Genomic DNA, 26066 nt, shown 5'->3' with positions numbered 1-26066 from the left:
GGACGTCCTACTAAATAGATACTAGGACGTCCAAGTGAATTCGTGGAGCTTCGTGGGGCAAGGAGGGGAGCGAGAACGCCTCAGATCTCCCGGGCCAGCCCGCGCAGCATCCCGTGCGCCGCGACCAGTGACGGCCCGTACCAGGTCAGCGACCGTCCGCTGACCAGTTTCACCGTCCGGCCGGGGAACATCTCCGGCCCGTCCGCCGCCGAGAACACGTACGGCTCGTCCGGCAGCAGCACGGCGTCCGCGCGGATCTCCTCGACCGCCACCTTCGGATACCGGCCCCGCCCGTCCCCGTCGAACACGTTGGCAAGCCCTGCGCGGCGCAGCAGATCACCGGTGAAGGTGGACCCCCCGACGACCATCCAGGGATCGCGCCAGACCGGTACGGCGACGGTCGCGGTGACCGGCGGCACCTCACCCGTCCACAGCTCGCGCGCCTCCCCGAGCCACTCCGGCTCCCCGGTCCGCAGCGCCTGGGTGAACAGCCGCTCCAGCGAGGCGACGGCCTGCGGCACGGTCTCCACGACCGTCACCCACACCGCGATCCCCGCCGCCCGCAGCCGGACGACGTCCAGCTCGCGGTTCTCCTCCTTGTTGGCGATCACCAGGTCCGGCGCGAGCGCGGCGATGGCCGCCCGGTCCGGGTTCTTCGTCCCCCGCACCCGGGTGACGTCCAGGTCCGCCGGGTGCGTGCACCAGTCGGTGGCGCCGACCAGCGTGCCGGTCGCGGCGAGGGCCTCGGTGAGAGAGGGGACCAGGGAGACGACGCGGCGGGGCGGGCGGGGCAGGCCGAGCGGGGTTCCCAGGTCGTCGTAGGTCACCCGGGAACTGTGTCACAGGGGGACGTTGCCGTGCTTGCGGTCGGGGAGCACCGCGTTCTTGCCGCGCAGCATCGTCAGCGAGCGGATCAGGGTGCGGCGGGTGTCGCCGGGGTCGATGACATCGTCCAGGAGGCCGCGTTCGGCGGCGTAGTAGGGGTGCATCAGCTCGGCGCGGTAGCCCTCGACGAGGCGGGCGCGGGTGGCCTCCGGGTCGTCCGAGGCGGCGATCTCCCGGCGGAAGACGACGTTCGCGGCGCCGTCCGCGCCCATCACCGCGATCTCGTTGGTCGGCCAGGCGAACGACAGGTCCGCGCCGATCGACCGGGAGTCCATGACGATGTAGGCGCCGCCGTACGCCTTGCGCAGGACCAGGGAGATCCGGGGGACGGAGGCGTTGCAGTAGGCGTACAGGAGTTTCGCGCCGTGCCGGATGATCCCGCCGTGCTCCTGGTCCACGCCCGGCAGGAAGCCCGGGACGTCGACCAGGGTGACCAGCGGGATGTTGAAGGAGTCACAGATCGAGACGTGCCGGGCGGCCTTCTCCGAGCCGTGGATGTCGAGGACGCCGGCGAGGGCGGCGGGCTGGTTGGCGACGATCCCGACGACCTGGCCGCCGAGCCGGGCGAACCCGCACACCACGTTGCGCGCCCACGCCTCGTGCACCTCGAAGAACTCGCCGTCGTCCACGACCTCCTCGACGACCGCCCGCATGTCGTACGCCTGCGCCGGATCGGCGGGGACCAGCGAGGTCAGGGCGTCGGTGCGGCGGTCGGCCGGGTCGGCCGACGGGGTGTCCGGGGGGAGTTCGCGGTTGTTCTGGGGCAGCAGCGAGAGGAGGAAGCGGACGTCCTCCAGGCACTCCGTCTCGTCGTCGTGGCAGAAGCCGGCGACGCCCGAGGTGGCCGCGTGGACGTCGGCGCCGCCGAGCCCGTTGTGGGTGATCTCCTCGCCGGTGACCGCCTGGACGACGTCCGGGCCGGTGATGAACATCTGCGAGGTCTCGCGGACCATGAAGACGAAGTCGGTGAGGGCGGGGCTGTAGGCGGCGCCGCCCGCGCAGGGGCCGAGCATGACGCTGATCTGCGGGATGATCCCGGAGGCCCGGGTGTTGCGGCGGAAGATCCCGCCGTAGCCGGCGAGCGCGGTGACGCCCTCCTGGATACGGGCGCCCGCGCCGTCGTTGAGCCCGACCAGCGGCGCGCCCGCGGACAGGGCCAGGTCCATCACCTTGTGGACCTTCGCGGCGTGCGCCTCGCCGAGGGCGCCGCCGAAGACCCGGAAGTCGTGGGCGTAGGCGAAGACGGTCCGGCCGTGCACCTCGCCCCAGCCGATGACGACCCCGTCGCCGTGCGGCTTGCGGTCCTCCAGGCCGAAGCCGGTCGCCCGGTGCCGGCGCAGCGGCTCGATCTCCGTGAACGTACCGGGGTCGAAGAGCAGGTCGAGCCGCTCGTGGACGGTCAGCTTCCCCTTGCCGTGCTGGCGGCGGGTGGCGTCCGGGTCGGGCCCCCGGCTCACCTCCTCCTTGAGCAGATTCAGCTCCGCGGTGGCCCGGCCCAGGTCGGGCGCCGGCGCCGCGGCCAGGAGTTCGTCGAGGGTCGTCATCCCCTCACCGTAGGAAGGGGGGCTCGAAGGGAGCTGAAGACGGGCTGGAGACGGTCAGTGCCGGCCGGGTGCGGTCAGGGCGTCACCGCCGGCTGCTCGTCCAGGGCGGTGTCTCCGGAGAGGACCGCGTGGTGGAGCTGCTGGAGGGAGGGCGAGGGTTCGAGGCCCAGCTCCGTGACGAGCGCGCCGCGCAGCCGCTGGTACGCCTCCAGTGCCCGCCAGGCGCCGCCGGAGCGGTGCAGGGCCAGCATGAACTGCGCGCAGAACCGCTCGTTCATGGGGTGCCGGGCGGTCAGCACCCGCAGTTCCGGGACGACTTCGGCGTGCCGGCCGAGACGCAGGTCGGCCTCGATCCGGCGCTCCAGGGCGGCCATGCGGTTCTCCTCCAGGCGCAGCACCTCCAGTTCGAGGACGCTGCCCGCGCGGACGTCGACCAGCGCCGGGCCCTGCCACAGGGCGAGGGAGGCGCCGAGGAGGCGGGAGGCCGTGCGGTAGTCGCCGGCGTCGTAGGCGAGCCGGCCGTCGGCGACGAGCTGCTCGAACTCCTGGACGTCGACCTGACCGGGCTGGACGCGCAGGAGGTAGCCGCCGAACTGGGTGACGAGGACGTCCTTCGCGGTGCGGGCGTCGCCCGTCAGGCCGGCCGCGATCCTGCGGCGCAGCTGGAGGATGTACGTCTGGAGCGTCGTGGAGGCGCTGCGCGGAATCCGCTCGCCCCAGATCTCTGCCATCAGGGTCGGTACGGTGACGACGTGGTCGGCCTGGAGCGCCAGCAGGGCCAGAATCTGCCGGGGCTTGGCCGCGCTGGGGACCACCGAGGTCCCCTGTTCGACCGCGCGGAGCGGTCCCAATACCTTGATCTCCATAGGCGTGCTCTCCCCTTTCGAGTCGCATCCCCATGACCCGGGTGTCCCCCACTCGGAGCGTGCTGCGCATGCTCCCACCCCAGGTGGGGGGCGCCCAGTGAGCAACGCATGACCGCAATCATGAAAAGTTCATGGTCACCCCATGACGTATGCAGCTCCCCCGCCCCGGCCTCCTCGGCTCAAAATCTCACCTCACTGACGTGGAGCATCTCGCCCGAATCCGTCCGGCGGGGGCTTTTCACCCAGTGGAAAGGACCGGGCCATGGACGCCGTGGCGCATGCCGCCGAGGAGGACCGCCGGTGACCCCCGTGCCCGGAACCGGACCGCCCGCCCCGGAACCGGCCCCCGGAAGACCCGGCTCCCGCCGCTTCCGGGACCGGCGGGATTCGGCCGCCGGCGGTACCGGCGCGGGGGAAATCACGCGCCTGTCCGGCGGGGTTCCGCGCGCCTCGCCGCGCTGATCTGCTCCGGAAAGTGACCGCCGGACCGGAGGCGTGTCGGTTCTTGCGCGGATGTGGTCCGACGTGGGGGTTGTCGTGGTGCGGGGGGTGCCAAAACGGCTTCGTGGTACGGCTCGTTCTTCCCGTTCCGACGCCCGCCGGTGACTCTCTGAACCCGACTCCCATGTTCGCGTAATCAATCCCCGTTCGGCCAGCCTCTCGCAGACCAAGACAACGTATATTTCGAACAGTTCAAGCGGTCTGAGGAGGAGGCACCGCATGGCCGACCCGTCTCGCCATACGGATTCCGGAGACCTTCACGGCGACGCCCGTGACAGGCCCGGGTCCGGTCAGGGAGGTTCGGGGCCGTGGTTAGCGGGAGCGGGACGGCTCGTCGGCCGTCCTCGCGGGGACGTTCCGGCGGCACGCGTCGCGACGTACATCGCCGTCGCCGTACTGTGCGGCTACGCGGCGGTCCTCGTGCTCAACGTCCTGTGGGAGCGGCCCGGTCCGGGCGGACTCGTCCTCTGTCTGGCCTGTGTGGCGGTCCTCTTCGGCGTGCAACTGCTGCACCTCGCGCCCCGCGCCCGCGGCTGGCCGCCGCGGCTGAAGGCGCTGACCCTCGGTGTCCAGGCAGTCCTCACCTTCCTGCCGTTCCTGTGGTTCGGCGTCGCCTGGGCCCCGGGCGGCGGGGTCCTCGGCGCCTCGCTGCTCCTCCTGCTGCCCCGCCCGCTGTCCTGGGCCCTGTTCGCCCTGCTCACGGCGGCGGTCGGCGGCGGTGCCGTGCTCCTCGGCCTCCCGGTCGTCGGCCAGGTCTACGCGCCGTTGACGACGATGCTCACCGGACTGGTCCTGCACGGCGTCACCCGGCTCACCGACATGGTGCACGAGCTGCACGCCACCCGCGCCGAGCTGGCGAGGGCGGCGGTCGCCCAGGAGCGCCGCCGCATCTCCCGGGACGTGCACGACCTGCTGGGCTACAGCCTCTCCGCGATCACCCTCAAGTGCGAGCTGATCCACCGGCTGGTGCTGGCCCACCCGGGGCGGGCACTGGACGAGGTGGAGTCGGTGCTCGCGGTCTCCCGGCAGGCCGTCGCGGACGCCCGGCTGGTGGCCAGCGGCTACCGCGAGATGTCGCTCGCGGCCGAGGCGGAGTCGGCCGTCGAGGTCATGGCGGCGGCGGACATCAGGACCACGATGGACATCGCCTGCGGCCGGCTGCACCCGGCCGTGGACACGGTCCTCGCGACGACACTGCGCGAGGGCGTCACCAACATCCTGCGCCACAGCAAGGCCCAGACCTGCGACATCAGGGCGGTCCGCGAGGGGGAGACCGTACGACTCGTCCTGGTGAACGACGGGGTGGCCGCCAAGAAGCGGACGGCGGGCCCGCACCCGCCCCAGACCCCGCACGTCCCGCACGTCCCCGCCGCCCCGCACGGCTGCGGCCTCGACAACCTCCGGACCCGTGTCGACGCGGTCGGCGGCCGGCTGACGGCCATGGTGCGCGACGACGGCCGGTTCCGCCTCGTGGCCAAAGTACCCGTCAGACCGGTCTCCCCCATGGCAGCGACCACTGCCGTGCGGGAGATCGCGTAGCCGTCACCGCCCACGCTTGATCAGGGGGAATCAATGCTGTCGGTGAAGATCCTGCTCGCCGAGGACGTCCACATGGTCCGGGGGGCCCTGGTCGCCCTGCTGGAGCTGGAGCCCGACCTCCAGGTCGTCGCCTCGGTGGACCGCGGCGACCTGATCGTGGAGACCGCCCTGCGCACCCGCCCCGACGTGGCGGTCGTCGACATCGACCTGCCCGGCACCGACGGGATCACGGCCGCCGCCGAACTGTACGACCGGCTGCCGACCTGCCGGGTGCTGATCCTCACCAGCCTCGGCCGGCCCGGCATGGTCCGCCGGGCCCTGTCCGCCCACGTCTGCGGCTTCCTCCTCAAGGACGCTCCCCCCTACCGGCTCGCCCACTCGGTGCGCGCGGTGGCCGCGGGGAAACGGGTCGTCGACCCCCAACTGGCGCTCTCCGCCTGGGAGGCGGTGGAGTCCCCGCTGTCCCCGCGCGAGGCCGAGGTGCTGCGGCTGGCCGCCCGGGGAGCGGACACCGCCGAGATCGCCGAGGCGCTGTATCTGACCAAGGGGACGGTCCGCAACTACCTGACGGCGATCGTCGCGAAGCTGAACGCCCGCAACCGCATCGACGCGATCCGGATCGCGAAAGAGGCCGACTGGATTCCCTGACCCTCGCCACCGGTCGACGCGCCATCCGCTCACACGTCCTCGGCCAGCGGGCCCGCGTCCAGCGCGGAGAGCACCCCGGCGAGGTCGACCGCGTCGCTCTCCGGTCCCTGGCACACCGCGAGGCAGCGGGGGCCGTCGGCGCCGCCGATCCGGCGCAGCAGCGGGGTGAGGACGGCTCTCGGGCCGATCTCGACGACGTGGGTGGGGGCGTGCCGGTCCAGCATGTGGCGGACGGCCTCCGCGAAGCGGACCGGTGAGGTGATCTGCCGGGCCCAGTAGGCGGCGCCGAGGGGTTCGGCGAGCCGGCGGCCGTAGACCGTCGAGTAGAACGGCACGCGGGGCGGGGCGCCCGGGGCGCGGCGGGCCGCCGCCGTGAAGCCGGGGACGGCGTCCGCCATGCACGGCGAGTGGAAGGCGTGCCCGACCGGCAGGAGCCGGCTGGAGATCCCGGCGTCCGCGAGGCGGGTGCGGACCCGGGCGAGCCCTTCCAGGTCGCCGGAGAGGACGGTCGCGCGGGCCGCGTTGACGGCGCCGATCGACACCCCCGGCTCCCAGGCGGCGACCTCGGCGGCCTCGTACGGGTCGGCGCAGGTCGCGAGCATGCCGCCGCTGTCCGGGAGGCGCTGCATGAACGCGCCGCGCAGGGCGACCAGCCGGGCCGCGTGGCCCAGGGTGAGGGCCTCGGCGACGGTGGCCGCCGCGAACTCGCCGACGCCGTGCCCGAGGACGGCGACCGGGCGGACCCCGGCGTCCAGGAGGGTGCGGGCGAGGGCGTACTCGACGGCGAACAGGGCCGGCTGGGACAGGGCGGTGCGGTCGATGCCGGGGTCCTGGCCGAGGATCAGCTCGGTCACCGAGCGGCCCAGGTAGGGCCAGAGGACCTCGTCGACCCAGGTCAGGCTGGAGCGGTAGGGGGTGGAGTGGCGGTAGAGGCCCTCGGCCATGCCGGGGTGCTGGCTGCCCTGGCCGCTGAACACGAACACCGCGCGCACCCGGCGTCCGGCCCGGCTGCGGTGGGCGCGGCGCACCGCGAGGTGGCGGGCCAGCTCACGGACCGTCGGGTACATCCACATGTCCTCGGGGCCGATCAGCGAGCCGAACTCCGCCTCGATGTCGCCGTAGAGGCTCAGCAGGGCCACCGAGTCGAGCCCGCACTCCACGAGCAGGGCGTCGCGGCCGATCTCGCGGCGCGCGTAGTCCGAGATGCGCTCCGTCAGCCAGCCGAGGAACTCCCGCTCGTGCCGCTCGCCGCTCAGTACGTGGATCACACCAGCCCCCTCCGTCGACCTGGTTCATCCGGTGAGTGCGGCCGGCCCCGGGACCAGATCGGTGTCGAGCCGCTGGTGCAGCGGGCGGATACGGCCGCGCAGGAAGAGCTCGCGCATCGCGGACCGCTCCACTTTTCCGCTGGTCGTGCGGCGTACGGTGCCGGGGCGGACCAGCAGGACGCCGCCGACGCGTACGTCGAACTCCTCGGTGAGGCAGCGCTCCACCTGGCCGGCGAGCGCGGCGAGGTCGAGGTCGTAGCCGCTGCGGGCGCGCAGTTCCTGGACGACGACGACGCGCTCGCGCTCGCCGGGCACCGCGAACGCGGTCCCCGGGCCGAAGAGGGCGTTGACGTGCTGGACGGTGCGCTCCACGTCCTGCGGGTAGAGGTTGCGGCCGGCGACGACGATGACGTCCTTGAGGCGGCCGGTGACGTAGAGGTGGCCGTCGTCGAGAGTGCCGAGGTCGCCGGTGCGCAGGAAGCCGCCCTCGCCGTCGGCCGTGGCGGCGTGGAAGACGCGGGCGGTCTCGCCGAGGTCGCGCCAGTAGCCGCGGGCGACGCCCTGGCCGCGGACCCAGATCTCGCCGATGCGGCCGTCGGGGACGGTGGCGCGGGTGTCGGGGTCGACGATCCTGATCTCGCAGCCGGTGGCGGGGCCGCAGGACAGCAGGGAGCGGGCCGGGCGGCCGGGGCGCGGGGGCTGCCACAGGTGGCGTTCGAGGGCCTCGGCGTCGACGGTGCGCTCGCAGCCGCGGTCCTGGCTGCGTTCGTGGCCTCGTTCGTGGCGGGGCAGGGTGCCGCCGCCGGAGACCAGGAGGGTGGCCTCGGCGAGGCCGTAGCAGGCGGCGAACGCGCCGGGGCGCAGGCCGGCCCGGCCGAAGCGGTCCGCGAAGTCGCGCAGGGTCTCCGGGCGGACGGGTTCGCCGCCGGAGACGGCCGTGCGCCAGCCGGACAGGTCGAGGCCGGCGAGCTGCTCGTCGGTGACGCGGCGCAGGCACAGGTCGTAGGCGAAGTCCGGGGCGCCGCTGACGGTGATCCGGTGCCGGCCGATCGCCTCCAGCCAGCGCACGGGGTGCCGTACGAAGGTCTCGGCGGGCAGCATGACCGAGGTGCCGCCGAGCCACAGCGGGTGCAGGAGCTGGCCGACGAGGCCCATGTCGTGGTGGAGCGGGAGCCAGCCGCCGACCCGGTCGCCGGGCCTGGTGCCGAGGGCGTCCTTGATGGCCCGCTGGTTGGCGAGCAGGTTCGCGTGGGTGATGACGACGCCGTGCGGCTGGCCGGTGGAGCCGGAGGTGTACTGGAGGTAGGCGACGGCCTCCGGGTCGGGGGCCAGGGGGGTCCAGGGCGGGGCGGTGGGGACGGCGTCGGCGGGCAGGCAGGGCATGTTGCCGTAGCCGCAGCGGGCCAGCAGCCGTGAGACCTCCGGGGCGAGCGCGGCGTCCGTGAGCGTCACGCAGGGGGCGGTGTCCTTGACGATCCCGGTGATCCGCTCCGCGTGGTGGGCGTGTCCGCCACCGGGCGGACAAGGAACTGCGATGGCGCCCGCGTAGAGGCAGGCGAGGAAACTGACCGCGAACTGGCGGCGGGAGTGATGCAGGAGCAGCACACGTTCGCCGGCGGCGTGCTGGCTCTGGAGCCAGCCGGCCAGCCTGCGGGCCGCCGCGTCCAGGCTGCGGTACGAGATCGACTTGGGGCGCCCTCTCTCCTCGCTGTCCGGCAGCAGCAACAGCGCGTCCCGCCCCGGCACCGTCTCCGCCCTCGCCCTCATCAGCTCGGTGAAGTTCAGATACCCACCACCGAGCCTCGCGGGACCGACGGAGTCCTGACGCCCGATGGAGTTCTGACGGGCGGCGGGGTTGTGGTGCGAGGCGAGGTTGTGATGAGCAGGCGGCACCTGGAGCGGCGCCGAAGGCTGGTGGGCGGGCGGCACCGGATGCGTGGCGGGGGGCGGGACCGGGGTCGGCATCGGGTGAGTGACCGAGGTCTGAAGAACGGCCGGGTTCCGCTGGGTGACCGAGGTCGGGTGGACGACGGAATTCTGGTGAACACCCGGCACCGAGGCCGTGCCCGAACCCGACTGAGCGGCCGGGGCCGAGGGCGCGGCCGAGGTGGGGTGCGCGGCCGGGTTCTGGTGAGCGACCGGCGCCGAAGACTTGGCCGGACTCGACTGAGTAGCCGAAGGCGTGGCCGAAGTCAGGTGCGCGGCCGGGTTCTGGTGAACTGTCGGGGACGTGGCCGGGGCCGGGTGAACGGTCGGGGCCGAAGACGTGGCCGGGGCCAGGTGTGTGCCCGGGGTCTGGTGTGCGGCCGAAGGCGCGGCCGAGGTCAGGTGAGCGGTCGGCGCCGAAGACGTAACCGGACTCGGCTGAACGGCCGAGGCCGGGTGCGTGCCCGGGGCCGGGCGAGCGGCCAGGGCCGAGGGCTTGGCCGGACTCGGCTGAGCGGCCGAAGGCGTGGCCGAGGTGGGGTGCGTGGCCGGGTTCTGGTGAGCGGTCGGGGTCGAGGGCGTGGCCGGGTTCGGGTACTCGGCCGGTCCCTGGCGCTCGGCGACGCCCTGTCGTTCCGCGGTGCTCTGCAACTCGGTGACACTCTGCCGGTCGGGGAGGCTCTGCCGGTCGGCGACGCCCTGTCGGCCGGGGGTGTTCTGCCGGCCGGGTGCGCTCTGCCGTCCCGGCGCACTCTGATGGCTGGTCACATAGTGGTGGCTGGTCAACACGTCCCCCTCGCATGGGTTCCCTCGACGTCACCCCCGCCGTGTAGGGGGTGACGGTTCACGGAGCCGACCAGGAGGCGGCACTGCGGTGGCGGAACCGCCCCGTGCCCCACTCGGCCCGCCGCGGACCCGACTCCGGCGACGGCCCGTCAGCTCGCACCAGCACCAGCAACGCGGCGACCACCGCGGCCAGTTCACACGCGTCCGGCTGCCCCCGGACCACTCTGAGGAGCGGGTGTTCGGACATGCCCCCACCTTGTCCGATCCCCCTCGAACCCCGGTCGCGTACGGGCCGGGGGGAGGTCGAGCAGGGGGTTCGGAGAGCCAAGTCGCCTGGTGGAGCGAGGGAGACGGAAGGGGCGGGAACCGGAAGGAGGGCCGACGCAAAGCAATCCGGACACCGAGCCCATACGAGAACGTCGTCCGAAACCCCGACGAGGACGAGGCTCCACCGCACTCCCCGACACCACCCCCACCCAGCATCGCCACCGGCCAACCCCCTCAACGTCCCACTCCTCCGCACCGCCACCACTCCCCCACCACGCTCAACCCCCACCTCAGCCTCCCGGCGGGCCCCTGGGCGTGACCACCTCTCATCCCCACCTCACATCTCTCACCTCACCGCACCCGATACACCCCCAGGCTCCAGACCCCCGGCTCCAGCTCCTGACCACGGCCCCGGCTCCAACCCCCGGCTCCCGCCCCCACCACCAAGGCTCCCAGCCCACGGCTCCCGACCACCGCTCCCAGCCCCGACCCCCGGCCCATCCTCCAGCCCCGCCCCCTACCCACCCACCCACCCACAGCCCCCGCCCATCCCCATCCCCGCCCCCAAGTCCCCTCAAAGTTCGGTCGAGTTCGGCGGAAGGGCCGAAGTCGTCTGGGCTCGTTCGATCGTGAGGTGGGTGGTCGTGGTGTGGAGGTGGTGGTGGCGGGTGTGGAAGTGGGGGGTGGTGAAAGCCTCGTCGCGGTCGAGGGGGTTGGTCCACCAGAGGATGCCGAGGTAGGCGCGGGGGTCGGTGGTGGAGCGGAGGAGGAGGACCCCGCCGAAGCCGGTGTCGTGCATGAACTGCCCGGCGAACGCGCCGAAGTCCAGTTCGAAGCGGGCGGCCTCACCGTCCAGGAGCGCTTCGACGAGGATCGCGTGCGCGGTGTCCGCGACCGCGAGGGCCGTCCCCAGCAGCCCCACCCCCACCGCCTGCCCCGGCTCGACGTCGGCCAGCCGGTCGAGCCGGTCGAGGCCCGCGCAGAACGTCCCCGCGTGCAGCGCCCCCAGCAGCGCCCCGAACGACCGCCAGCAGCTGAGGTGCAGGTACCGTCCGGGCCGGTCCAGGGACCGCAGCGTCATCTGCCCCCACAGCCCCCGTAACCCCCGCTGGGACCGCGCCGTCCGCGCCAGCTCCTCTTCGAGCCCCGCCGCGGTCCCCCCACCGCTCAGCTCGAACCGCCACAGCGCGGCGACGAACTGCCCCGGCTCACCCCGGACCCCGGCCGGACGGGGGTCCAGTGCCTCCCCGTTCGCCGCCTCGCGCACCACAGCGCACCGTCCTTTCGGAGACCTGACGATCTCATCGGAGTCCCACCGCAGCGTGCGCGTTCGCGGCATGCGGGAACCACCTGAGCAAGAAACGCTAGAGGACCGCTAGAGCCGCCCCCGCGAGCCGCTCCCGGCCCGGTCACGAGCCCCCTTCGAGAGCCCGTCGAGCCGTTTCCCCACCCTGCTCCCTTCGTGTGTCCCGTCCCGGAGGGAGCCGCCGTGCCCGCCCCGAACAAGCCGCCCGACCGGTCCGCCGACACCCCGGGGAGCCCGGCGCGGCGCCTGCTGCGCCCCCTGTGGCACTCCCTCGCGCTGTACGGCTGGTTCTGGCTCCCCGGCGTACCCCCCGCCGAGTTCTTCGACCCCCCGTACCCCCGCCCCACCCCGCCCCCACCCGACCCGTACGCCTGACCCGCCCCCACCGAACGCGCCCCCTTGTGCGCCCCCGCGTACGCCCGTGCGAATCGCGACAGCGAACGCGCGACCGTGCGACACAGACCGCTGGTGATCGTCCAGTGAACGTCCGACATCCCCTGAAACCCCGCTGATCTGGGGGTTTCAGCGACCCGGCAGCAGGGGTGGGCTGTTCTCCGACCCCCGCTCCACCGCTCGTTGAGCGCGTTTCCAGAGGACGCGGTGAGGCTCGGAGTCGTCTCGCCGGAAGGCATCGTACGGAAGGGGGCTCCGGGAGATGCTTCGCTATCTCGCGACTCGACCGACGGCGGGCGGTGACGCCCCGGCACGGAGGCTGCTCTGCTTCCACCACGCCGGAGCGGGTGCCATGACGTTCGCGGGCTGGCGCCAACGGGTGGGGGCCGGCGTCGCGGTCCTCCCGGTGCGCCTGCCGGGCCGGGAGTCCCTGCTCAGGGAAGCCCCGTTCACCGACGCGGACCGGCTCGTCGAGGAGCTCACGGAGGACCTCGGTCCGCTGCTCGACGTGCCGTACGCCTTCTACGGGCACAGCCTCGGCGCGCTGGTCGCCCACCGGCTCGCCCTGCATCTCGTCGCGACCGGCCGGCGGCCTCCCGAGGTCGTCCTGGTCGGCGCCTGCCCCGCCCCGCACCTGCCGTCCCTCCTGCTGGAGGCGGCGGCGCGGCCGGGGGTGAGCGACGAGCAGCTGGTCGGCCTGCTCGCCGACGACGACAGCGTGCCCGAGCTGCTGCTCGGGCGCCCCGAGTGGCTGCGGGCCACGCTCCCCACCCTCCGGGCGGACCTGCGGCTGGCCCGCCGGCTGCGCTCGGTGCCGTCCCCTCCGCTGCCGTGCCCCCTGTGGGCCTTCGCGGGGCGGGACGACCGGATGGTGGGCGTCTCGGAGGTCCGCGCGTGGGAACGCTGCACCAGCTCCCGGTTCCACTTCCGGACGATGCCCGGCGCGCATTTCTTCGTCCGCGGCCGTGAGCTGCCCCTTGCCGTCGGAGCGGCGCTGCATGCCGAGATGCCGCTGCCTCAGGTCGGCTGATGTGTTCGTTGTGGAAGGAGATCCGCGGATGGACATCTGTGTACTCGGCCCGTTCAAAGCGACTCAGTCAGGTGTGTCGGTCACTCCGACCGCCGTCAAACCACGCAAAGTGCTCGCGCTGCTGGCCCTCCAGGCCAACCAGCTCGTCTCGGTCTCCTCGCTGGTCGAGGAGGTGTGGGGGGAGGCTCCGCCGCGCAGCGTGCAGACCACCCTCCAGACGTACATCCTCCAGTTGCGCACCCTCATCGCCGCCGCGCTCGGCGCGGAGTGCGCGGGTCTGCCGAACGGCGCGAAGAGCGTCCTGATCACGGAGCCCGGCGGCTATCTGCTGGACACCCAGGGCGGTCTGTTCGACATGCAGGAGTTCGAGGTGCTGGCCTCGGCCGGGCACCGCTCGCTGGAGCAGGGCGACTGGTCGGCGGCCTCCGCCCACCTGGGCCGGGCGCTGGCGCTGTGGAAGGGCCGGGCCCTGGTCGACGTGCAGCGCGGTCCGCTGCTCGACGTCGAGGCGACCCGGCTGGAGGAGTCCCGGATGAGCGTCCTGCACGGGCGGATCGAGGCGGACCTGAGGCTGGGGCGCCACCATGAGCTGATCGGTGAGCTGTCCGGGCTCGCGGCCCGCTACCCGCTGAACGAGGGCATCCACGGCCAGCTGATGGTCGCCCTCTACCGGGCGGGGCGCCGGGGCGACGCCCTGACGACGTACCGGCAGCTGCGGACGGCGCTCGGCCAGAACCTCGGCCTGGACCCCTCGCCCGGTATCGAGCACCTCCAGCGGGCGGTCCTCGGCTCGTCCCTGCTGGACCTCGACGTGGGGATGCCGTCCGGTCATCTCGCGAAGGTCGGCTGACCTCTCGCGAAAGCCGTCCCGGACTCTCCCCACCCTGAACTTCCCCGTCCCCGAGAAATCCCCGAACAACCGACTCACGGAAGGAAGTACGCCGATGAGCGAGATCACCCTGGCCGAGCTGAGCGAGCTGCTGCTCGAATGCGTCGGAGCCCCGGAGGAGGGCACGAGCCTCGACAGCGAGGAGGCCCTGGACACGCCGTTCCTGGACTTCGGCTACGACTCGCTGGCCCTGCTCCAGGTGACCGGTCTGATCACCCGGCGGCACGGCATCGTGCTGTCCGACGACGCGGTGATGGAGGCCGAGACCCCGCGGCTGCTGCTGAACATGATCAAGGAGGCGCCGGGCGCCGGAGTGGCCCGGTGAGCGGCTTCGACGGCGCCCGGGTGGTGGTCACCGGCGGCACCCGGGGGATCGGCCGGGCGATCGCGGTGGCCTTCGCCCGGGCCGGCGCCCGCCTCACCGTCGTCCACCGCACCGCCGGGGAGCCGGTGCGGGAACTCGGTGCCGAGCTGACGGCGCTGGGCGCCGAACACGTCCTGGTCCGGGCCGACCTGACCACGGGCGACGGCGCCCGGCTGCTCGCGGAGACCGTGCGCGAGCGGTTCGGCGGGGTGGACGTCCTGGTCAACAACGTGGGCGTGGACGGTCACGCCAAGTTCGAGGACCTCGCCGAGGCGGAGTGGCACCGGGTGATGGACCACAACGCGACGTCCGCGTACCTCGTGACGAACGCGCTGGTCGGTCTGGTGCCGGACGGCGGGTCGGTCGTCAACGTGGGCGCCTCGGTGGCGTTGCGGGGCCGGCCGCTCGGTGTGCACTACAGCGCCTCCAAGGCGGCGCTGGTCGGGTTCACCCGGGCGCTCGCGAAGGAGCTGGGCGGCCGGGGCATCCGGGTCAACACGGTCGCGCCCGGGGTGACGGAGACCGAGCCGGGGGCCGGGCTGCCGCCCGCGCTCGCGTCCCGGCTCGCCGGGATGACCGCGCTCGGCCGGCTCGGACGTCCCGAGGACGTCGCCGGGGCGGTCCTGTATCTCGCCGGGGAGACGGCCTCATACGTCACCGGCGCCACGCTCGAAGTCGACGGAGGTATCTGATGCCGTACGCAGCCATCACCTACCGGGTGAAACCCGGGCACGAGGAGGAGATCGCCGCGATCTTCGCGGGGTTCCAGCGGGTGGACACGCCGGACTTCGCGGGGAAGGGGGGCGCGGCGGCCGGGCGGCTGCTGGGGACGGCCGTCTTCCTCAAGGACGACGTCCTCGTCCGGGTCATCCACTACGAGGGGGACTTCTCGGCGGTCGCCCGGCACATGGCCGCGCAGAAGGGGGTGCACGTCCTGGAGGAGAAGCTCGCGCCGTATCTCGCCGAGGAGCGGGAGACGCGTTCCGACCAGGGGTTCGCGGAGTACTTCCGGAACGCGACGATGCGTACGGTGTCCCAGCTGACGATCGACACGCATCCCGCGGCGGCCCCGGCGTCATGACGGGGCCGCTGGAGGTCGCCGCGCTGCTCGGCGGCGGGATCACGGCGGGGGTGCTGTTCGCGGTCGCGCTGAGCGTCGTGCCGGCGCTGTTCGCGATGGAGACGGGGACGTACGTGTACGCGCACCGTCTCCTGGGGCGCAACTGGGACCCCACGATGCCGGTGATCGTCCTGTCCAGCGCCCTCGCGAACGGCGTCCTGGCGGCCCTGACGGAGGGCACGTCCAGAGCCCTGTACCTGCTGTCCGTCGTCCTGCTGGTGGGCGTCTCCGCCGTCTCCCACCTCTGCAACGTCCCCATCAACCGCCGGGTCAAGTCCGTCACCGACCCGGCCGCCCTCCCCGCGGACTGGGAGGACCCGCGCCCCCTGTGGCGGCGCTGGCACCTCCTGCGCACCGCCCTCGCGGTCCTGGCCCTGGCGGTGACGGCGACGGCGGTCACCACCTCCTAGGAACCCCGTGCAGCCCTGACCCGGTCGGCGGGCCAGGGCTGCACGGCTCACGCGCGCCCGCTATCCCCGCGCCGAGATCTCCGCGACCGTCGTCAGCAGGCTGCGGCGGAAGGTCGCGACGAAGCCCTCGGGCGTGTCCGTGTCCCGGGGCCGGGTGAGGTAGGGCTTCAGTTTGCGTTCGACCTCGCGGACGCCCGGCTGGTTCGCCATGTGGCGCGCGACGGCGTCGAGGTCGCCGGTGTACTCGATGACGCGCACGAGCGTGTCGTCGCGCAGGAAGACGGCGGTGGCGAGGATGGTGCCGGCCTCCTTGCCCGCCTCGTCGGTGACGCTGCTGCCGCGCACCCGCCGGAAGTTCCCGAAGATCTCGGTGAGTTCCTTCTCGCAGCCGGGCTTGATGTCGTAGGTGATCGCCGCGAACGGCATGGACGGCTCCTTCGCTCGGACACTCGGATCGGTCCCCCAGGTCAGCCCACCCCCCTCGGGGTCCGCTCGAGCCCACGTGCACCACTCCCCTGCTGGACGTGGTTTCGAGCGGCTCTCCAGACACCGGTGCGACGGTCCGCACCGACCTGATGCCGGACGCCGTTGCCCAGGAGGTACGCCGTGCACCGCACTCTGATCGTCGCCCGTCTGAAGCCGGACAAAGTCGACGACATCGCCGAGATCTTCGCCGAGTCCGACGCCTCCGACCTCCCGAAGATGATCGGCGTCTCCCGCCGCACCCTCTTCCGCTTCCACGGCCTGTACTTCCACCTCGTCGAGGCCGACGAGGACATCACCCCGAACCTGTACCGGGCCCGCAGCCACCCCCTCTACGACGACATCAACACCCGGCTCGCGTCCTGCGTCGAGCCCTACGACCCGGACTGGAAGGAGCCGAAGGACGCGATGGCCGAGCCCTTCTACGTCTGGACGAAGGACGGGGGGCGAATCCGGTGACCACCTCCATCACCCGCACCGTGAAGGTCTCCTCGGACGAGGCCGTCCCCAACACCCGCCGCGGCGGCGACATCCGGGTCACCCTCAGCCCCAAGACCGTCGGCTGCACCTCCGGCTTCGGCGGCGTCATGACCCTGGAGCCCGGCGACCACATCACCGAGCACTACCACCCGTACTCGGAGGAGTTCCTGCACGTCGTCGAGGGCACGCTCACGATGACCCTGGACGGCGAGCCGATCACCCTGGCCCCCGGCGACTCCCTGCTCGTGCCCATCGGCGTCCGCCACCGCCTGGTGAACACCGGAGACACGACGGCGAAGTGCGCCTTCCACCTCTCCCCGCTGGCCCCGCGCCCGGAGCTGGGCCACGTCGACACGGAGCCGGCCCAGCACCCGGAGCAGGCGAACCCGTCCGTGGGCGGTACGCCGTGAGCCGACGGGCCGTCATCACCGGCATCGGTGCGGTGGTTCCGGGCGGGGTCGGCCGGGAGGCGTTCTGGGAGCTGCTCTCCGAGGGACGCACGGCGACCCGCCGGATCAGCCTCTTCGACCCGGCCCCCTTCCGTTCCCAGGTCGCCGCCGAGGTCGACTTCGACCCGGTCGCGGCGGGCCTCGGGGCCCAGCAGATCCGCCGGATGGACCGCGCCGCCCAGTTCGCCGTCGTCTCCGCCCGGGAGGCCGTCGAGGACAGCGGCATCGACCTCGCGGCGCTGCCCCCGGAGCGGCTGACAGTCAGCATCGGCAGCGCGGTCGGCTGCACGATGGGCCTGGAGGAGGAGTACGTCGTCCTCAGCGACCGGGGCCGCAAGTGGCTCGTCGACCACGAGTACGGCGTCCCGCACCTGTACGGCTACATGGTGCCTAGCACCCTGGCGGCCGAGGTCGCCTGGGAGGTGGGCGCGGAGGGTCCGGTCGCGCTGGTGTCGACGGGCTGCACCTCGGGCCTGGACTCGATCGCGCACGCCGCGCAGCTCATCGAGGAGGGCAGCGCGGACGTGGCGATCGCGGGCGCGACGGACGCCCCCCTCTCCCCGATCACCTCGGCGTGCTTCGACGCGATCAAGGCGACGACCCCGAACAACACCGACCCGGAGCACGCCTCCCGCCCCTTCGACCGGGACCGGGACGGCTTCGTGCTGGCGGAGGGGTCGGCCGTCCTCGTCCTGGAGGAACGGGAGGCGGCGCTGGCGCGCGGCGCGCGGATCTACGGGGAGATCGCGGGGTTCGCGGGCCGCAGCAACGGCTACCACATGACCGGTCTCAAGCCGGACGGCCGGGAGATGGCGGAGGCGATCCGGGTCTCCCTGGACCAGGCGAAGCTGGACCCGACGGCCGTGGACTACGTCAACGCGCACGGCTCGGGCACCAAGCAGAACGACCGCCACGAGACGGCCGCGTTCAAACGGAGCCTCGGCGCGCACGCGTACGACATCCCGGTCAGCTCCATCAAGTCGATGGTCGGGCACTCGCTGGGCGCGATCGGCTCGATCGAGGTCGCGGCGTGCGCGCTGGCCCTGCAACGCCAGGTCGTCCCGCCGACGGCGAACCTGCACCACTCCGACCCGCAGTGCGATCTGGACTACGTCCCGCTCACCGCCCGCGACCACGCCCTGGACGTGATCCTGAGCGTCGGCAGCGGCTTCGGCGGCTTCCAGACCGCGATGCTCCTCGCCCGGCCGGGCACGGCAGCGGCGGCGGCCGGCAGGAGCGGGGCATGAGGGCCGCGCCGGTGATCACCGGCATCGGTGTGACCGCCCCGACCGGGATCGGCGTCGAGGCGCACTGGGCGGCGGTCCTCGCCGGGAAGTCGGCGATCGGGCGGATCGAGCGGTTCGACGCGGCCGGCTATCCGGTACGGCTCGCGGGCGAGGTGCCGGGGTTCGACGCGGACAGCGCGGTACGGCCCCGGCGGCTGATCTCGCAGACCGACCACTGGACGCATCTGGCGCTCGCGGCGGCCGAGGAGGCGCTCGCGGACGCGGAGGTCGACCTGGCGGAGCTCCCGGAGTTCGAGATGGCGGTCGTCACCTCGTCCTCCTCGGGCGGCACCGAGTTCGGGCAGCGCGAGATGACGGCGCTGTACCAGCACGAGCCGTCGTGGGTGGGCGCCTACCAGTCGATCGCCTGGTTCTACGCGGCGACGACCGGCCAGCTCTCCATCCGTCACCAGATGCGCGGCCCGTGCGGGGTGCTGGCCTGTGAGCAGGCGGGCGGCCTCGACGCGGTCGCGCAGGCGAAGCGGCTGACGGGGAAGGGCGCCCGGCTGGTGCTGACCGGCGGCACGGACGCCTCGCTGTGCCCGTACGGGCTGACGGCGCAGCTGTCCACCGGCAAGCTCTCCACCTCCCAGGACCCCGGCCGCGCCTACGTCCCGTTCGACGCGGAGGCGCGCGGGTACGTGCCCGGGGAGGGCGGGGCGATCCTCGTCCTGGAGAGCGCCGCGTCGGCCGGGGCGCGGGGGGCCGGACCGGGGTACGGCAGGGTCCTCGGACACGCCGCCGGCTTCGACCCGCCGGCCGAGACGGGACGGCCCCGGGTGCTGCGCCGGGTCGCCGAACAGGCGCTGCGGGACGCCGGGTTGAACCCCGGGGACATCGACGTGGTGTTCGCGGACGCCGCCGGCGTCCCGGCGGACGACCGCGCCGAGGCCGAGGCGCTGATGTCCCTGTTCGGCCCGTCGGGGGTGCCGGTCACCGCGCCGAAGACCCTCACCGGGCGGCTGTACGGCGGGGGCGCCCCGCTGGACGTCGCGACGGCGCTGCTGGCCCTGCGCGACGGCGTCGTACCGCCCACCGCCGGGACCCGGCGTCCGGCGCCCGGCCTGGAGATCGACCTGGTCACGGACGGTCCCCGGCAACTCCCCCTGCGGCACGCGCTCGTGCTGGCGCGCGGTCACGGGGGGTTCACCTCGGCCCTGGTCCTGGGCCGCTGATCCCGACTTGGTGAGGAGTACGAGAACGATGGCCGGACACACCGACAACCACATCGTCATCCAGGCCCCCATGGACCTGGTGTGGACGATGACCGACGACGTCCCGAACTGGCCCGACCTGTTCAGCGAGTACGCGAAGGCGGAGATCCTGGAGCGCGACGGCGACACCGTCCTGTTCCGGCTCACGATGCACCCGGACGAGGACGGGAACGTCTGGAGCTGGGTCTCGCGGCGCACGAGCGACCCGAAGTCGCGGACCGTGCACGCGGAGCGGGTGGAGACGGGCCCGTTCGACTTCATGAAGATCTACTGGGAGTACACCGAGGAGCCCGGCGGCGGGGTGCGGATGCGCTGGGTGCAGGACTTCCACATGAAGCCGCAGGCGCCCGCGACGGACGAGCAGATGACCGAGCACCTCAACCGCAACACGAAGGTCCAGATGGCGCTCATCAAGGAGAGGGTCGAGGCCGCGGGGCAGTCGTCGTGACCTTCCTCGTCCCGCTGGTGCTGCTGCTCAACGGGCTCGCGGCCGGCGTGCTGTTCGGCACGCAGCTCGGCGGCTTCCCCTATCTGGCCTCGCTGCCGGCCGACCGGTACGTGGAGGCGCACGCGTTCTTCGGGACGCGCTACGACCCGGCGATGCCGCTCTGCCTGGTCGGCACGGTCGGCTGCGACACGGCCCTGGCGTTCCTCGCGCCGGAGCCGGCCGCGCGGGCCGCGTTCGCGGTGGCCGCCGTGCTCGCCGCGGCGACCTCCGTCATCTCGGTCGTGAAGAACGTGCCGGTCAACCGGTGGATGCGCACCCTCGACCCGGACGACCTGCCGGAGGACTTCGCGGACCGCGACCCGCGCCACGACTGGGGCGCCTGGAACCGCAGGCGCAGCCTCCTCACCATCGCCGCGCTGCTGGTCAACTGCGCCGGCCTCGGCGTCCTGCTGTAACCCACCGCTCAAGGAGAACACCATGGAACTCGCGCTGCGGGGCAAGAAGGCCCTCGTCACCGGCGGCACCCGGGGGGTGGGCCGGGGCATCGTCCTCGCGCTGGCCCGCGCCGGTGTCGACGTCGTCACCTGCTACCAGAACCAGAGCGAGCACGTCGCCTCGCTGGAGGCCGAGCTGAAGGAGACCGGCGGCGACCACCACGTCCTGCGCGCCGACCTCTCGCAGCCGGCCGAGATCGCGGGCCTGCTGGAGCAGGTGAGGGAGCGGTTCGGCCGCCTCGACCTGGTCGTCAACAACGCGGGCACGATCAGTCATGTCCCCTACGCCGAGCTGCCGTTGGAGGAGTGGCAGCGCATCCTCACCACCAACGTCACCGGCGCCCACCTGGTGATCCAGCACGCGCTGCCGCTGCTCGGCGAGGGGTCGTCGGTGGTCAGCATCGGCTCCCGGTCGATCGACGCGGGCATCCCGCTGCGCGCCCACTACACGATGACGAAGGCGGCGCTGGTCGGCCTGAACCGGTCGCTGGCCAAGGAGTTCGGGCCGAAGGGCATCCGCTTCAACGTGCTCGCGCTCGGCGTCATCGAGACGGAGAACTTCCACAACCTGCCCGAGGAGCAGCGCACGCTGATGACGCAGCGCTACAGCGCGAAGACGGCGCTCGGCCGGCTCGGCAAGCCGGAGGAGGTCGCGGGCGCGGTGCTGTGGCTGGCCAGCGACCTGTCCCGGTACGTCACGGGCAACGTGATCGGGGTCGACGGGGGGATCTCCTGATGTTCCGGGTGATGCTGCGCATGGAGATCGAGCCCGGCAAGGAGGCCGACTTCGAACGCGCCTGGCACGAGGGCACGGACGCGGTCACCGGGCATCCGGCCAACCTCGGCCAGTCGCTGTCCCGGTCCACCGCCGAGGAGAGCACCTACTACATCGTCAGCGACTGGGTGGACGAGCCGCGTTTCCGGGCGTTCGAGGACAGCCCGGAGCACCTGAAGCACCGGGCGACCCTGCACCCGTTCCGCAAGGGCGGCTCCTTCCACACGATGGAGCTGGTCACGCACCTCGTGGGCGAGGCGGCGGGCCGTGCCGGCTGAGGTCCGGGTGATGGTGTACCAGGCCGCGCACGACGAGGGCCAGCTCGCCGAGGTCCGCGCGGCCTACCACCTGGTGAGCGAGCGCCTCGCGAAGGTCCCCGGCATGCTCGGCAACGAACTGCTGCGCAGCCCCGCCGATCCGACGGCGCTGGCCGTGGTGAGCCGCTGGGAGTCCATGGCGGCGTTCCTGGAGTGGGAACAGGGCGCCGAGCACCGCGACGACACGGCGCCCTTGCGCCCGTTCCGCGACACCCGCGCGTCCAAGCCGTTCGCCGTGTACGAGGTCGACGCCGCGTACTGACCGCCTGTCGGCAGGAAGGAGCAGTCATGAACCAGCTGGCGTTCATCGGCCTGGGCAACATGGGCGGCGGGATGGCACACCGGCTCGTGGAGCGGGGGCACCGGCTCACCGTCTTCAACCGGACGGCCGCGAAGGCGAAGCCGCTGGTGGAGGCGGGGGCGGTGGTCGCGGACTCGCCGGAGGGGGCCGCCGAGGGGCAGCGGGTGGTCCTGCTGAGCCTCAGTGACGAACGGGCCGTCGACGAGGTGCTGTTCGGGCGGGTGGTGCCGGTCCTGGAGCCGGGGGCGCTGGTCGTCGACACGTCGACGGTCTCCCCCGGCTATGCCCGGGAGGCGGCCGGGCGGCTGGCCTCGAAGGGGCTGCGCCGGGTCGAGGCGTGCGTGGTGGGGAACCCGCTGCAAGCCCGCGAAGGCGCGCTGCGCGTCTACGTCTCCGGCGCCGAGGAGGACTTCGCGGAGGTCCGTCCGGTGCTGGACGCGATCGGCTCGCAGGTCCTGCACCTGGGGGCGCCGGGCACGGCGACGAGCATGAAGCTCGTCCTGAACCTGCTGCTGGGCGCCCAGGTCGCCTCGATGGCCGAGGCGGTCGCGTACGGCGTGGCGGCGGGCCTGGACCGGGAGCAGCTCATCACGTCGATCGCGGAGAGCGGTTTCAGCTCCGTGGTGATGAAGTTCCGGGCGGCGCTGATGAAGGGCGGGCGGTACGAACCGGCGTTCTTCCGGGCCGACCTGATGGCGAAGGACGTCCGCATCGCCACCGAGGCCGCCCACGCGGCGGGGCTCACGGTGCCGGTCCTGGACACGGTCCTGGAGCGGTTCGCGGCGGTCGTGGCGGCCGGGGACGGCGCGAAGGACGCGGCGGTGATCGCCGAGCACCAGGCGTGAGCGCACGGGGGCGCCCTCTTCCGGCGGGGCCGGAGGGGGGCGTCCGCATGCCCGGAAACGGGCTCGGGGCGGCCCGCCGGGAGATCGAGCGGATTCCGAGCCGATCGCTAGGCGGGTGGCTCACCGTCGGCTCTGCATCGGAGCCCCGGGTCTGCCGGGGACATCGACGTCATGAAGGGGCTGACGGATTCCATGCGCGTACTGTTCACGACCTGGGCCTGGCCTTCCCACCTGTACGCCCTGGTGCCGCTCGCCTCGGCGTTCCGGGCGGCGGGGCACGAGGTGCTGATCGCGAGCCAGCCGGAGCTGAAGCCGGAGATCGACCGCACGGGCCTGCCGGCCGCGGTGGTCGGCGACGACGTCGACGCGGTCGGGATGGTGCGCGGGTACGTCCTGCCGTCGTCGGCCGGCGAGTCCGCGGGCGGACCGCAGGCCCCCCGCGAGGGCAAAGGGCCCCGGGCCCTGCGGATGTTCTCGGCGCACGCCGAGTCCATGACGGACGACCTGGTGGAGCTGGCCCGCGAGTGGCGCCCGGACGCGATCGCGTACGACCCGACGGCGCTGGCCGGCCCGATCGCCGCCGCCGCGCTCGGCGTCCCCGCGATCCGCGTGCTGTACGGCACGGACCTGATGCTGCGGGCCCGCACGCTGCTGCCGGAGGTGCTCGCGCCGATCCTGGACCGGCACGGCGTCACGGACTTCGACCCGCTCGGCACGGTCACCGTCGACCCGTGTCCCGACACCTTCCAGGTCCCCACCGACTACGCCCGGATGCCGGTGCGCCACGTCCCCTACAACGGCGTCGGCGTCTCGCCGGGCCCGCTGCCGGCGCCCGCGCCGGGGGTGCGCCGGGTGCTGGTGACGTGGGGGCACACCATGGCGCGGCTCAGCCCCGAACTGTTCCTCGCGGGGGACGTCGCGGCGGCGCTGGCGGATCGGGACACCGAGGTGGTGCTCGCCGTGACGACGGCCCAACGCGAGCTGCTGGCACCGGAGTTGCTGTCGCGGGTGCGGGTCGTGGCGGACGCCCCGCTGCACACCCTGGTGCCGGGCGCCGATCTGGTCGTCGCGCACGGCGGGGCGGGGACCGTGCTGGCCTCGCTGCGGGCCGGGGTGCCGCTGCTCCTCGTACCGCAGCTGCCGGACCACACCGGGCACGCGGGGCGGGTGTTCGCCGCCGGGGCCGGTGAGGTGCTCTCCCGGGACGAGGCGACGCCGCGCCGGCTGCGCGAGGAGGCCGGGCGGCTGCTGGACCCGGTGGCGGGGGCGGGCGTGCGGGAGACGGCCCGTTCGCTGCGGGCGCGAATGCTGGAACTGCCCTCGCCCGCCGACATCGTGAACGAACTGCGGACGAAGGTGATCACGTGTGCGGCATAGCGGGCTGGGTCGACTTCCGGCGTGACATGACCGAGGAGGGGGCCGCCGTAAGGACGATGGTCGCCGCCCTCGCCAACCGGGGCCCCGACGACGAGGCCGTGTGGACGGACCGGCGAGCGGCCCTCGGGCACCGCCGGCTCTCCGTCATCGACCTGGAGCGCTCCACCCAGCCGATGACGGTCGAGGAGGACGGCCGCACGCTGGCCGTCGTCGTCCACAACGGGGAGATCTACAACTTCCGTGAGCTGCGGCGGACCCTGGAGGGCCGGGGGCACCGGTTCCGGACCGCCGGGGACACCGAGGTCGTGGTGCGGGCCTATCTGGAGTGGGGCGAGCGGTGCGTCGAGCACCTCGACGGCATGTTCGCGTTCGCCGTGTGGGACCCGGGCCGCGGCCGGCTGTTCCTGGCCCGGGACCGGGTCGGCATCAAGCCGCTGTTCTACGCGACGACCGCGCAGGGCCTGCTGTTCGGCTCCGAGCCCAAGGCGCTGTTCGCGCACCCCGCGATGGAGTGCGCGGTGGACGCCGAGGGGTTCGCGGAGCTGCTGGCGTACATCGCGACCCCCGGGCACGCCGTGTACCGGGGCGTGCGGGAGCTGCCGGCCGGGCACACGGCGGTCGTCGGGCCGGGCGGGGTCACCGAGTCCGCGTACTGGACGCTGCCGAACCGCCCCCACACCGACGACACGGCGACCACCGTGGAGACCGTGCGCGGGCTGCTCGCCGAGTCCGTCGAGGCGCATCTCGTCTCCGACGTGCCGCTGTGCACGCTGCTCTCCGGGGGCGTCGACTCCAGCGCGATCGTCGCGCTCGCCGCCCGCTCGGGCAGCCGGCCGCGGACCTTCGCCGTCGACTTCGAGGGCCACACGGAACGCTTCCAGAAGGACTTCTGGCACGAGGACCCCGACGCCCCGTACGCCGCCGAGGTCGCCCGGCACGTGGGCACCGACCACGAGCCGGTGGTGCTGCGGACGGCCGACCTCGTCGACCCGGTCGTCGACGCGGCGGCGCTGCTCTCGCAGGACCTGCCGCGCCCGATCCCCGACATGGACCGCTCGCTGTACCTGCTGCTGCGCGCGGTGCGCCGGCGCTCGACGGTGGCCCTGATGGGCGAGGCGGCCGACGAACTCTTCGGCGGCTACCGCTCGTTCCAGGACCCGTCGCTCGTCGACACCGGCAACTTCCCGTGGGTGACGATGGGGTTGAAGGTCGCCCCGCACGGCATGAGCACCGGCCTGCTGGACCCGGGGCTGCTGAAGAAGATCGACGTCCCCGGGCACGCCGCCCAGCGGTACGCGGACGCGATCGCCGAAGTCCCGCGCGTGGAGGGGGAGTCGGAGCTCGAACACCGGATGCGGCGGGTCAGCCACGTCCACCTCACCCGCTGGATGCCGCTGCTGCTGACCCGCGACGACCGGCTCAGCATGGCCGTCGGTCTCGAACTGCGGGTGCCGTACTGCGACCACCGGCTCGTCGAGTACGTCTACAACATCCCCTGGGAGATGAAGACCGCCGACGGCCGGGAGAAGAGCGTGCTGCGCTCCGCCGTCGCGGATCTGCTGCCCGCGTCCGTCACCGAGCGGCGCAAGAGCCCGTTCCCGATCACTCAGGACCCGGGCTACGGGCGGGTGTTGAAGGAGCGGTTCGACGCCGTCGTCAACGACCCCTCCGGGCCCGTCGGTCCGCTGCTCGACCGGGAGGCGTGCGCCCGGCTCTCCGCGCAGGACCGGCCCATCGAGGTCAGCGGGTGGGGCGAGCGGCGTGACGTGGAGATGGTCCTCCAGCTCGACACCTGGCTGCGCCGGCAGCGGGTGCGCCTCGATCTCTGACCCGTCCATTCCAAGGAGGAGGAAGC

At 73.0% G+C, this 26066-nt stretch carries 29 protein-coding genes; 21 read left to right on the top strand and 8 right to left on the bottom strand.

Features of this window, described 5'->3' with window-relative positions:
• Positions 1-80 precede the first annotated feature (80 nt).
• The 3 genes from ABZX85_RS04720 to ABZX85_RS04710 all read right to left on the bottom strand — a co-directional run bounded on the left by ABZX85_RS04720 (position 81) and on the right by ABZX85_RS04710 (position 3295).
• Positions 81-827, bottom strand: a complete 747-nt coding sequence (locus tag ABZX85_RS04720; RefSeq protein WP_355862520.1) for a helical backbone metal receptor — start codon at positions 825-827, stop codon at positions 81-83.
• A gap of 12 nt (positions 828-839) precedes the next feature.
• Positions 840-2429, bottom strand: a complete 1590-nt coding sequence (locus ABZX85_RS04715; RefSeq protein ID WP_355862519.1) for an acyl-CoA carboxylase subunit beta — start codon at positions 2427-2429, stop codon at positions 840-842.
• Positions 2430-2503: 74 nt separating this feature from the next.
• Positions 2504-3295: an AfsR/SARP family transcriptional regulator gene (locus ABZX85_RS04710; RefSeq protein ID WP_355862518.1), complete on the bottom strand. Its 792-nt coding sequence runs from the start codon at positions 3293-3295 to the stop codon at positions 2504-2506.
• Positions 3296-4216: 921 nt separating this feature from the next.
• On the opposite strand from ABZX85_RS04710, the gene ABZX85_RS04705 reads away from it, so the two are divergent.
• Both ABZX85_RS04705 and ABZX85_RS04700 read left to right on the top strand, forming a co-directional pair.
• Positions 4217-5335, top strand: coding sequence for a histidine kinase (locus ABZX85_RS04705; RefSeq protein WP_355862517.1), 1119 nt, complete (start codon positions 4217-4219; stop codon positions 5333-5335).
• Positions 5336-5368: 33 nt separating this feature from the next.
• Positions 5369-5983 carry a response regulator transcription factor gene (locus ABZX85_RS04700; protein WP_355862516.1) on the top strand — a complete coding sequence of 205 codons (615 nt, stop codon included), beginning with the start codon at positions 5369-5371 and terminating at the stop codon, positions 5981-5983.
• 29 nt (positions 5984-6012) lie between these two features.
• Here the strand turns inward: ABZX85_RS04700 and ABZX85_RS04695 are convergent, their stop codons facing one another.
• From ABZX85_RS04695 to ABZX85_RS04680, 4 genes are all read right to left on the bottom strand, one after another.
• Positions 6013-7251, bottom strand: coding sequence for an acyltransferase domain-containing protein (locus ABZX85_RS04695; RefSeq protein WP_355862515.1), 1239 nt, complete (start codon positions 7249-7251; stop codon positions 6013-6015).
• A gap of 24 nt (positions 7252-7275) precedes the next feature.
• Positions 7276-9216 carry a fatty acyl-AMP ligase gene (locus ABZX85_RS04690; protein WP_355862514.1) on the bottom strand — a complete coding sequence of 647 codons (1941 nt, stop codon included), beginning with the start codon at positions 9214-9216 and terminating at the stop codon, positions 7276-7278.
• Between the two features lie 805 nt (positions 9217-10021).
• A complete protein-coding gene (locus tag ABZX85_RS04685; RefSeq protein WP_355862513.1) occupies positions 10022-10210 on the bottom strand; it encodes an acyl-CoA carboxylase epsilon subunit in 189 nt (62 codons plus the stop codon).
• Between the two features lie 594 nt (positions 10211-10804).
• On the bottom strand, positions 10805-11500 hold the full coding sequence (locus ABZX85_RS04680; RefSeq protein ID WP_355862512.1) for a hypothetical protein: 696 nt from the start codon (positions 11498-11500) through the stop codon (positions 10805-10807).
• Positions 11501-11719: 219 nt separating this feature from the next.
• Here ABZX85_RS04680 and ABZX85_RS04675 point away from each other — a divergent pair, with 219 nt between their 5' ends.
• The 7 genes from ABZX85_RS04675 to ABZX85_RS04645 all read left to right on the top strand — a co-directional run bounded on the left by ABZX85_RS04675 (position 11720) and on the right by ABZX85_RS04645 (position 15742).
• Positions 11720-11911 (top strand): hypothetical protein, encoded by a 192-nt coding sequence (locus ABZX85_RS04675; RefSeq protein ID WP_355862511.1) that lies wholly within the window; start codon positions 11720-11722, stop codon positions 11909-11911.
• Positions 11912-12191: 280 nt separating this feature from the next.
• Complete coding sequence (locus ABZX85_RS04670) at positions 12192-12959, top strand: thioesterase domain-containing protein (protein WP_355862510.1); 768 nt, start codon at positions 12192-12194, stop codon at positions 12957-12959.
• 73 nt (positions 12960-13032) lie between these two features.
• Positions 13033-13809: an AfsR/SARP family transcriptional regulator gene (locus ABZX85_RS04665; protein ID WP_355862509.1), complete on the top strand. Its 777-nt coding sequence runs from the start codon at positions 13033-13035 to the stop codon at positions 13807-13809.
• Positions 13810-13903: 94 nt separating this feature from the next.
• Entirely contained in the window at positions 13904-14173 is a 270-nt protein-coding gene (locus tag ABZX85_RS04660; RefSeq protein ID WP_355862508.1) for an acyl carrier protein, read from the top strand.
• Positions 14170-14904, top strand: coding sequence for an SDR family oxidoreductase (locus tag ABZX85_RS04655; protein ID WP_355862507.1), 735 nt, complete (start codon positions 14170-14172; stop codon positions 14902-14904). Before ABZX85_RS04660 ends, ABZX85_RS04655 begins: the two co-directional genes overlap by 4 nt.
• Positions 14904-15293 (top strand): SchA/CurD-like domain-containing protein, encoded by a 390-nt coding sequence (locus tag ABZX85_RS04650; protein WP_355862506.1) that lies wholly within the window; start codon positions 14904-14906, stop codon positions 15291-15293. The genes ABZX85_RS04655 and ABZX85_RS04650 overlap by 1 nt, the downstream gene beginning before the upstream one ends.
• Positions 15290-15742 carry a DUF1772 domain-containing protein gene (locus ABZX85_RS04645; RefSeq protein WP_355862505.1) on the top strand — a complete coding sequence of 151 codons (453 nt, stop codon included), beginning with the start codon at positions 15290-15292 and terminating at the stop codon, positions 15740-15742. Before ABZX85_RS04650 ends, ABZX85_RS04645 begins: the two co-directional genes overlap by 4 nt.
• A 60-nt stretch (positions 15743-15802) precedes the next feature.
• Here ABZX85_RS04645 and ABZX85_RS04640 read toward each other — a convergent pair whose 3' ends face one another.
• Positions 15803-16168, bottom strand: coding sequence for a SchA/CurD-like domain-containing protein (locus tag ABZX85_RS04640; protein ID WP_355862504.1), 366 nt, complete (start codon positions 16166-16168; stop codon positions 15803-15805).
• A gap of 180 nt (positions 16169-16348) precedes the next feature.
• Between ABZX85_RS04640 and ABZX85_RS04635 the strand changes: the two genes are divergently transcribed.
• The 12 genes from ABZX85_RS04635 to asnB all read left to right on the top strand — a co-directional run bounded on the left by ABZX85_RS04635 (position 16349) and on the right by asnB (position 26040).
• Positions 16349-16684, top strand: coding sequence for a TcmI family type II polyketide cyclase (locus ABZX85_RS04635; RefSeq protein WP_355862503.1), 336 nt, complete (start codon positions 16349-16351; stop codon positions 16682-16684).
• Entirely contained in the window at positions 16681-17115 is a 435-nt protein-coding gene (locus tag ABZX85_RS04630; RefSeq protein WP_355862502.1) for a cupin domain-containing protein, read from the top strand. Before ABZX85_RS04635 ends, ABZX85_RS04630 begins: the two co-directional genes overlap by 4 nt.
• The gene (locus ABZX85_RS04625) at positions 17112-18401 is read left to right on the top strand and encodes a beta-ketoacyl-[acyl-carrier-protein] synthase family protein (protein WP_355862501.1); all 1290 of its coding nucleotides are present in this window, start codon (positions 17112-17114) and stop codon (positions 18399-18401) included. The genes ABZX85_RS04630 and ABZX85_RS04625 overlap by 4 nt, the downstream gene beginning before the upstream one ends.
• Entirely contained in the window at positions 18398-19615 is a 1218-nt protein-coding gene (locus ABZX85_RS04620) for a ketosynthase chain-length factor (protein WP_355862500.1), read from the top strand. The genes ABZX85_RS04625 and ABZX85_RS04620 overlap by 4 nt, the downstream gene beginning before the upstream one ends.
• A gap of 28 nt (positions 19616-19643) precedes the next feature.
• Entirely contained in the window at positions 19644-20102 is a 459-nt protein-coding gene (locus tag ABZX85_RS04615) for an SRPBCC family protein (RefSeq protein WP_355862499.1), read from the top strand.
• The gene (locus ABZX85_RS04610) at positions 20099-20557 is read left to right on the top strand and encodes a DUF1772 domain-containing protein (protein WP_355862498.1); all 459 of its coding nucleotides are present in this window, start codon (positions 20099-20101) and stop codon (positions 20555-20557) included. Before ABZX85_RS04615 ends, ABZX85_RS04610 begins: the two co-directional genes overlap by 4 nt.
• Before the next feature lie 22 nt (positions 20558-20579).
• Positions 20580-21332: an SDR family oxidoreductase gene (locus tag ABZX85_RS04605; protein WP_355862497.1), complete on the top strand. Its 753-nt coding sequence runs from the start codon at positions 20580-20582 to the stop codon at positions 21330-21332.
• Positions 21332-21649: an antibiotic biosynthesis monooxygenase family protein gene (locus tag ABZX85_RS04600; protein WP_355862496.1), complete on the top strand. Its 318-nt coding sequence runs from the start codon at positions 21332-21334 to the stop codon at positions 21647-21649. Before ABZX85_RS04605 ends, ABZX85_RS04600 begins: the two co-directional genes overlap by 1 nt.
• A complete protein-coding gene (locus tag ABZX85_RS04595) occupies positions 21639-21950 on the top strand; it encodes an antibiotic biosynthesis monooxygenase family protein (RefSeq protein ID WP_355862495.1) in 312 nt (103 codons plus the stop codon). The genes ABZX85_RS04600 and ABZX85_RS04595 overlap by 11 nt, the downstream gene beginning before the upstream one ends.
• Before the next feature lie 26 nt (positions 21951-21976).
• Positions 21977-22834, top strand: a complete 858-nt coding sequence (locus ABZX85_RS04590) for an NAD(P)-dependent oxidoreductase (protein ID WP_355862494.1) — start codon at positions 21977-21979, stop codon at positions 22832-22834.
• A gap of 192 nt (positions 22835-23026) precedes the next feature.
• Complete coding sequence (locus tag ABZX85_RS04585; RefSeq protein WP_355862493.1) at positions 23027-24211, top strand: nucleotide disphospho-sugar-binding domain-containing protein; 1185 nt, start codon at positions 23027-23029, stop codon at positions 24209-24211.
• Complete coding sequence (gene asnB / locus ABZX85_RS04580; RefSeq protein WP_355862492.1) at positions 24199-26040, top strand: asparagine synthase (glutamine-hydrolyzing); 1842 nt, start codon at positions 24199-24201, stop codon at positions 26038-26040. The genes ABZX85_RS04585 and asnB overlap by 13 nt, the downstream gene beginning before the upstream one ends.
• The last annotated feature ends 26 nt before the right edge of the window (positions 26041-26066 follow it).

It is taken from the genome of Streptomyces sp. NPDC004539 (genome assembly GCF_040610055.1).
Classification (GTDB): Bacteria; Actinomycetota; Actinomycetes; order Streptomycetales; family Streptomycetaceae; genus Streptomyces.
The sequence above is the reverse complement of the archived record's forward strand: the minus strand, read 5'-3'. Positions and strand labels throughout refer to the sequence as shown.

Coding starts and splice junctions, on each gene's coding strand:
- ABZX85_RS04590 (WP_355862494.1), top strand. CDS start 21,977: ATGAACCAGCTGGCGTTCATCGGCCTGGGCAACATGGGCGGCGGGATG.
- ABZX85_RS04585 (WP_355862493.1), top strand. CDS start 23,027: ATGCGCGTACTGTTCACGACCTGGGCCTGGCCTTCCCACCTGTACGCC.
- ABZX85_RS04690 (WP_355862514.1), bottom strand. CDS start 9,216: ATGCCGACCCCGGTCCCGCCCCCCGCCACGCATCCGGTGCCGCCCGCC.
- ABZX85_RS04715 (WP_355862519.1), bottom strand. CDS start 2,429: ATGACGACCCTCGACGAACTCCTGGCCGCGGCGCCGGCGCCCGACCTG.
- ABZX85_RS04645 (WP_355862505.1), top strand. CDS start 15,290: ATGACGGGGCCGCTGGAGGTCGCCGCGCTGCTCGGCGGCGGGATCACG.
- ABZX85_RS04620 (WP_355862500.1), top strand. CDS start 18,398: ATGAGGGCCGCGCCGGTGATCACCGGCATCGGTGTGACCGCCCCGACC.
- ABZX85_RS04605 (WP_355862497.1), top strand. CDS start 20,580: ATGGAACTCGCGCTGCGGGGCAAGAAGGCCCTCGTCACCGGCGGCACC.
- ABZX85_RS04670 (WP_355862510.1), top strand. CDS start 12,192: ATGCTTCGCTATCTCGCGACTCGACCGACGGCGGGCGGTGACGCCCCG.
- ABZX85_RS04615 (WP_355862499.1), top strand. CDS start 19,644: ATGGCCGGACACACCGACAACCACATCGTCATCCAGGCCCCCATGGAC.
- ABZX85_RS04700 (WP_355862516.1), top strand. CDS start 5,369: ATGCTGTCGGTGAAGATCCTGCTCGCCGAGGACGTCCACATGGTCCGG.
- ABZX85_RS04710 (WP_355862518.1), bottom strand. CDS start 3,295: ATGGAGATCAAGGTATTGGGACCGCTCCGCGCGGTCGAACAGGGGACC.
- ABZX85_RS04600 (WP_355862496.1), top strand. CDS start 21,332: ATGTTCCGGGTGATGCTGCGCATGGAGATCGAGCCCGGCAAGGAGGCC.
- ABZX85_RS04640 (WP_355862504.1), bottom strand. CDS start 16,168: ATGCCGTTCGCGGCGATCACCTACGACATCAAGCCCGGCTGCGAGAAG.
- ABZX85_RS04660 (WP_355862508.1), top strand. CDS start 13,904: ATGAGCGAGATCACCCTGGCCGAGCTGAGCGAGCTGCTGCTCGAATGC.
- ABZX85_RS04685 (WP_355862513.1), bottom strand. CDS start 10,210: ATGTCCGAACACCCGCTCCTCAGAGTGGTCCGGGGGCAGCCGGACGCG.
- ABZX85_RS04650 (WP_355862506.1), top strand. CDS start 14,904: ATGCCGTACGCAGCCATCACCTACCGGGTGAAACCCGGGCACGAGGAG.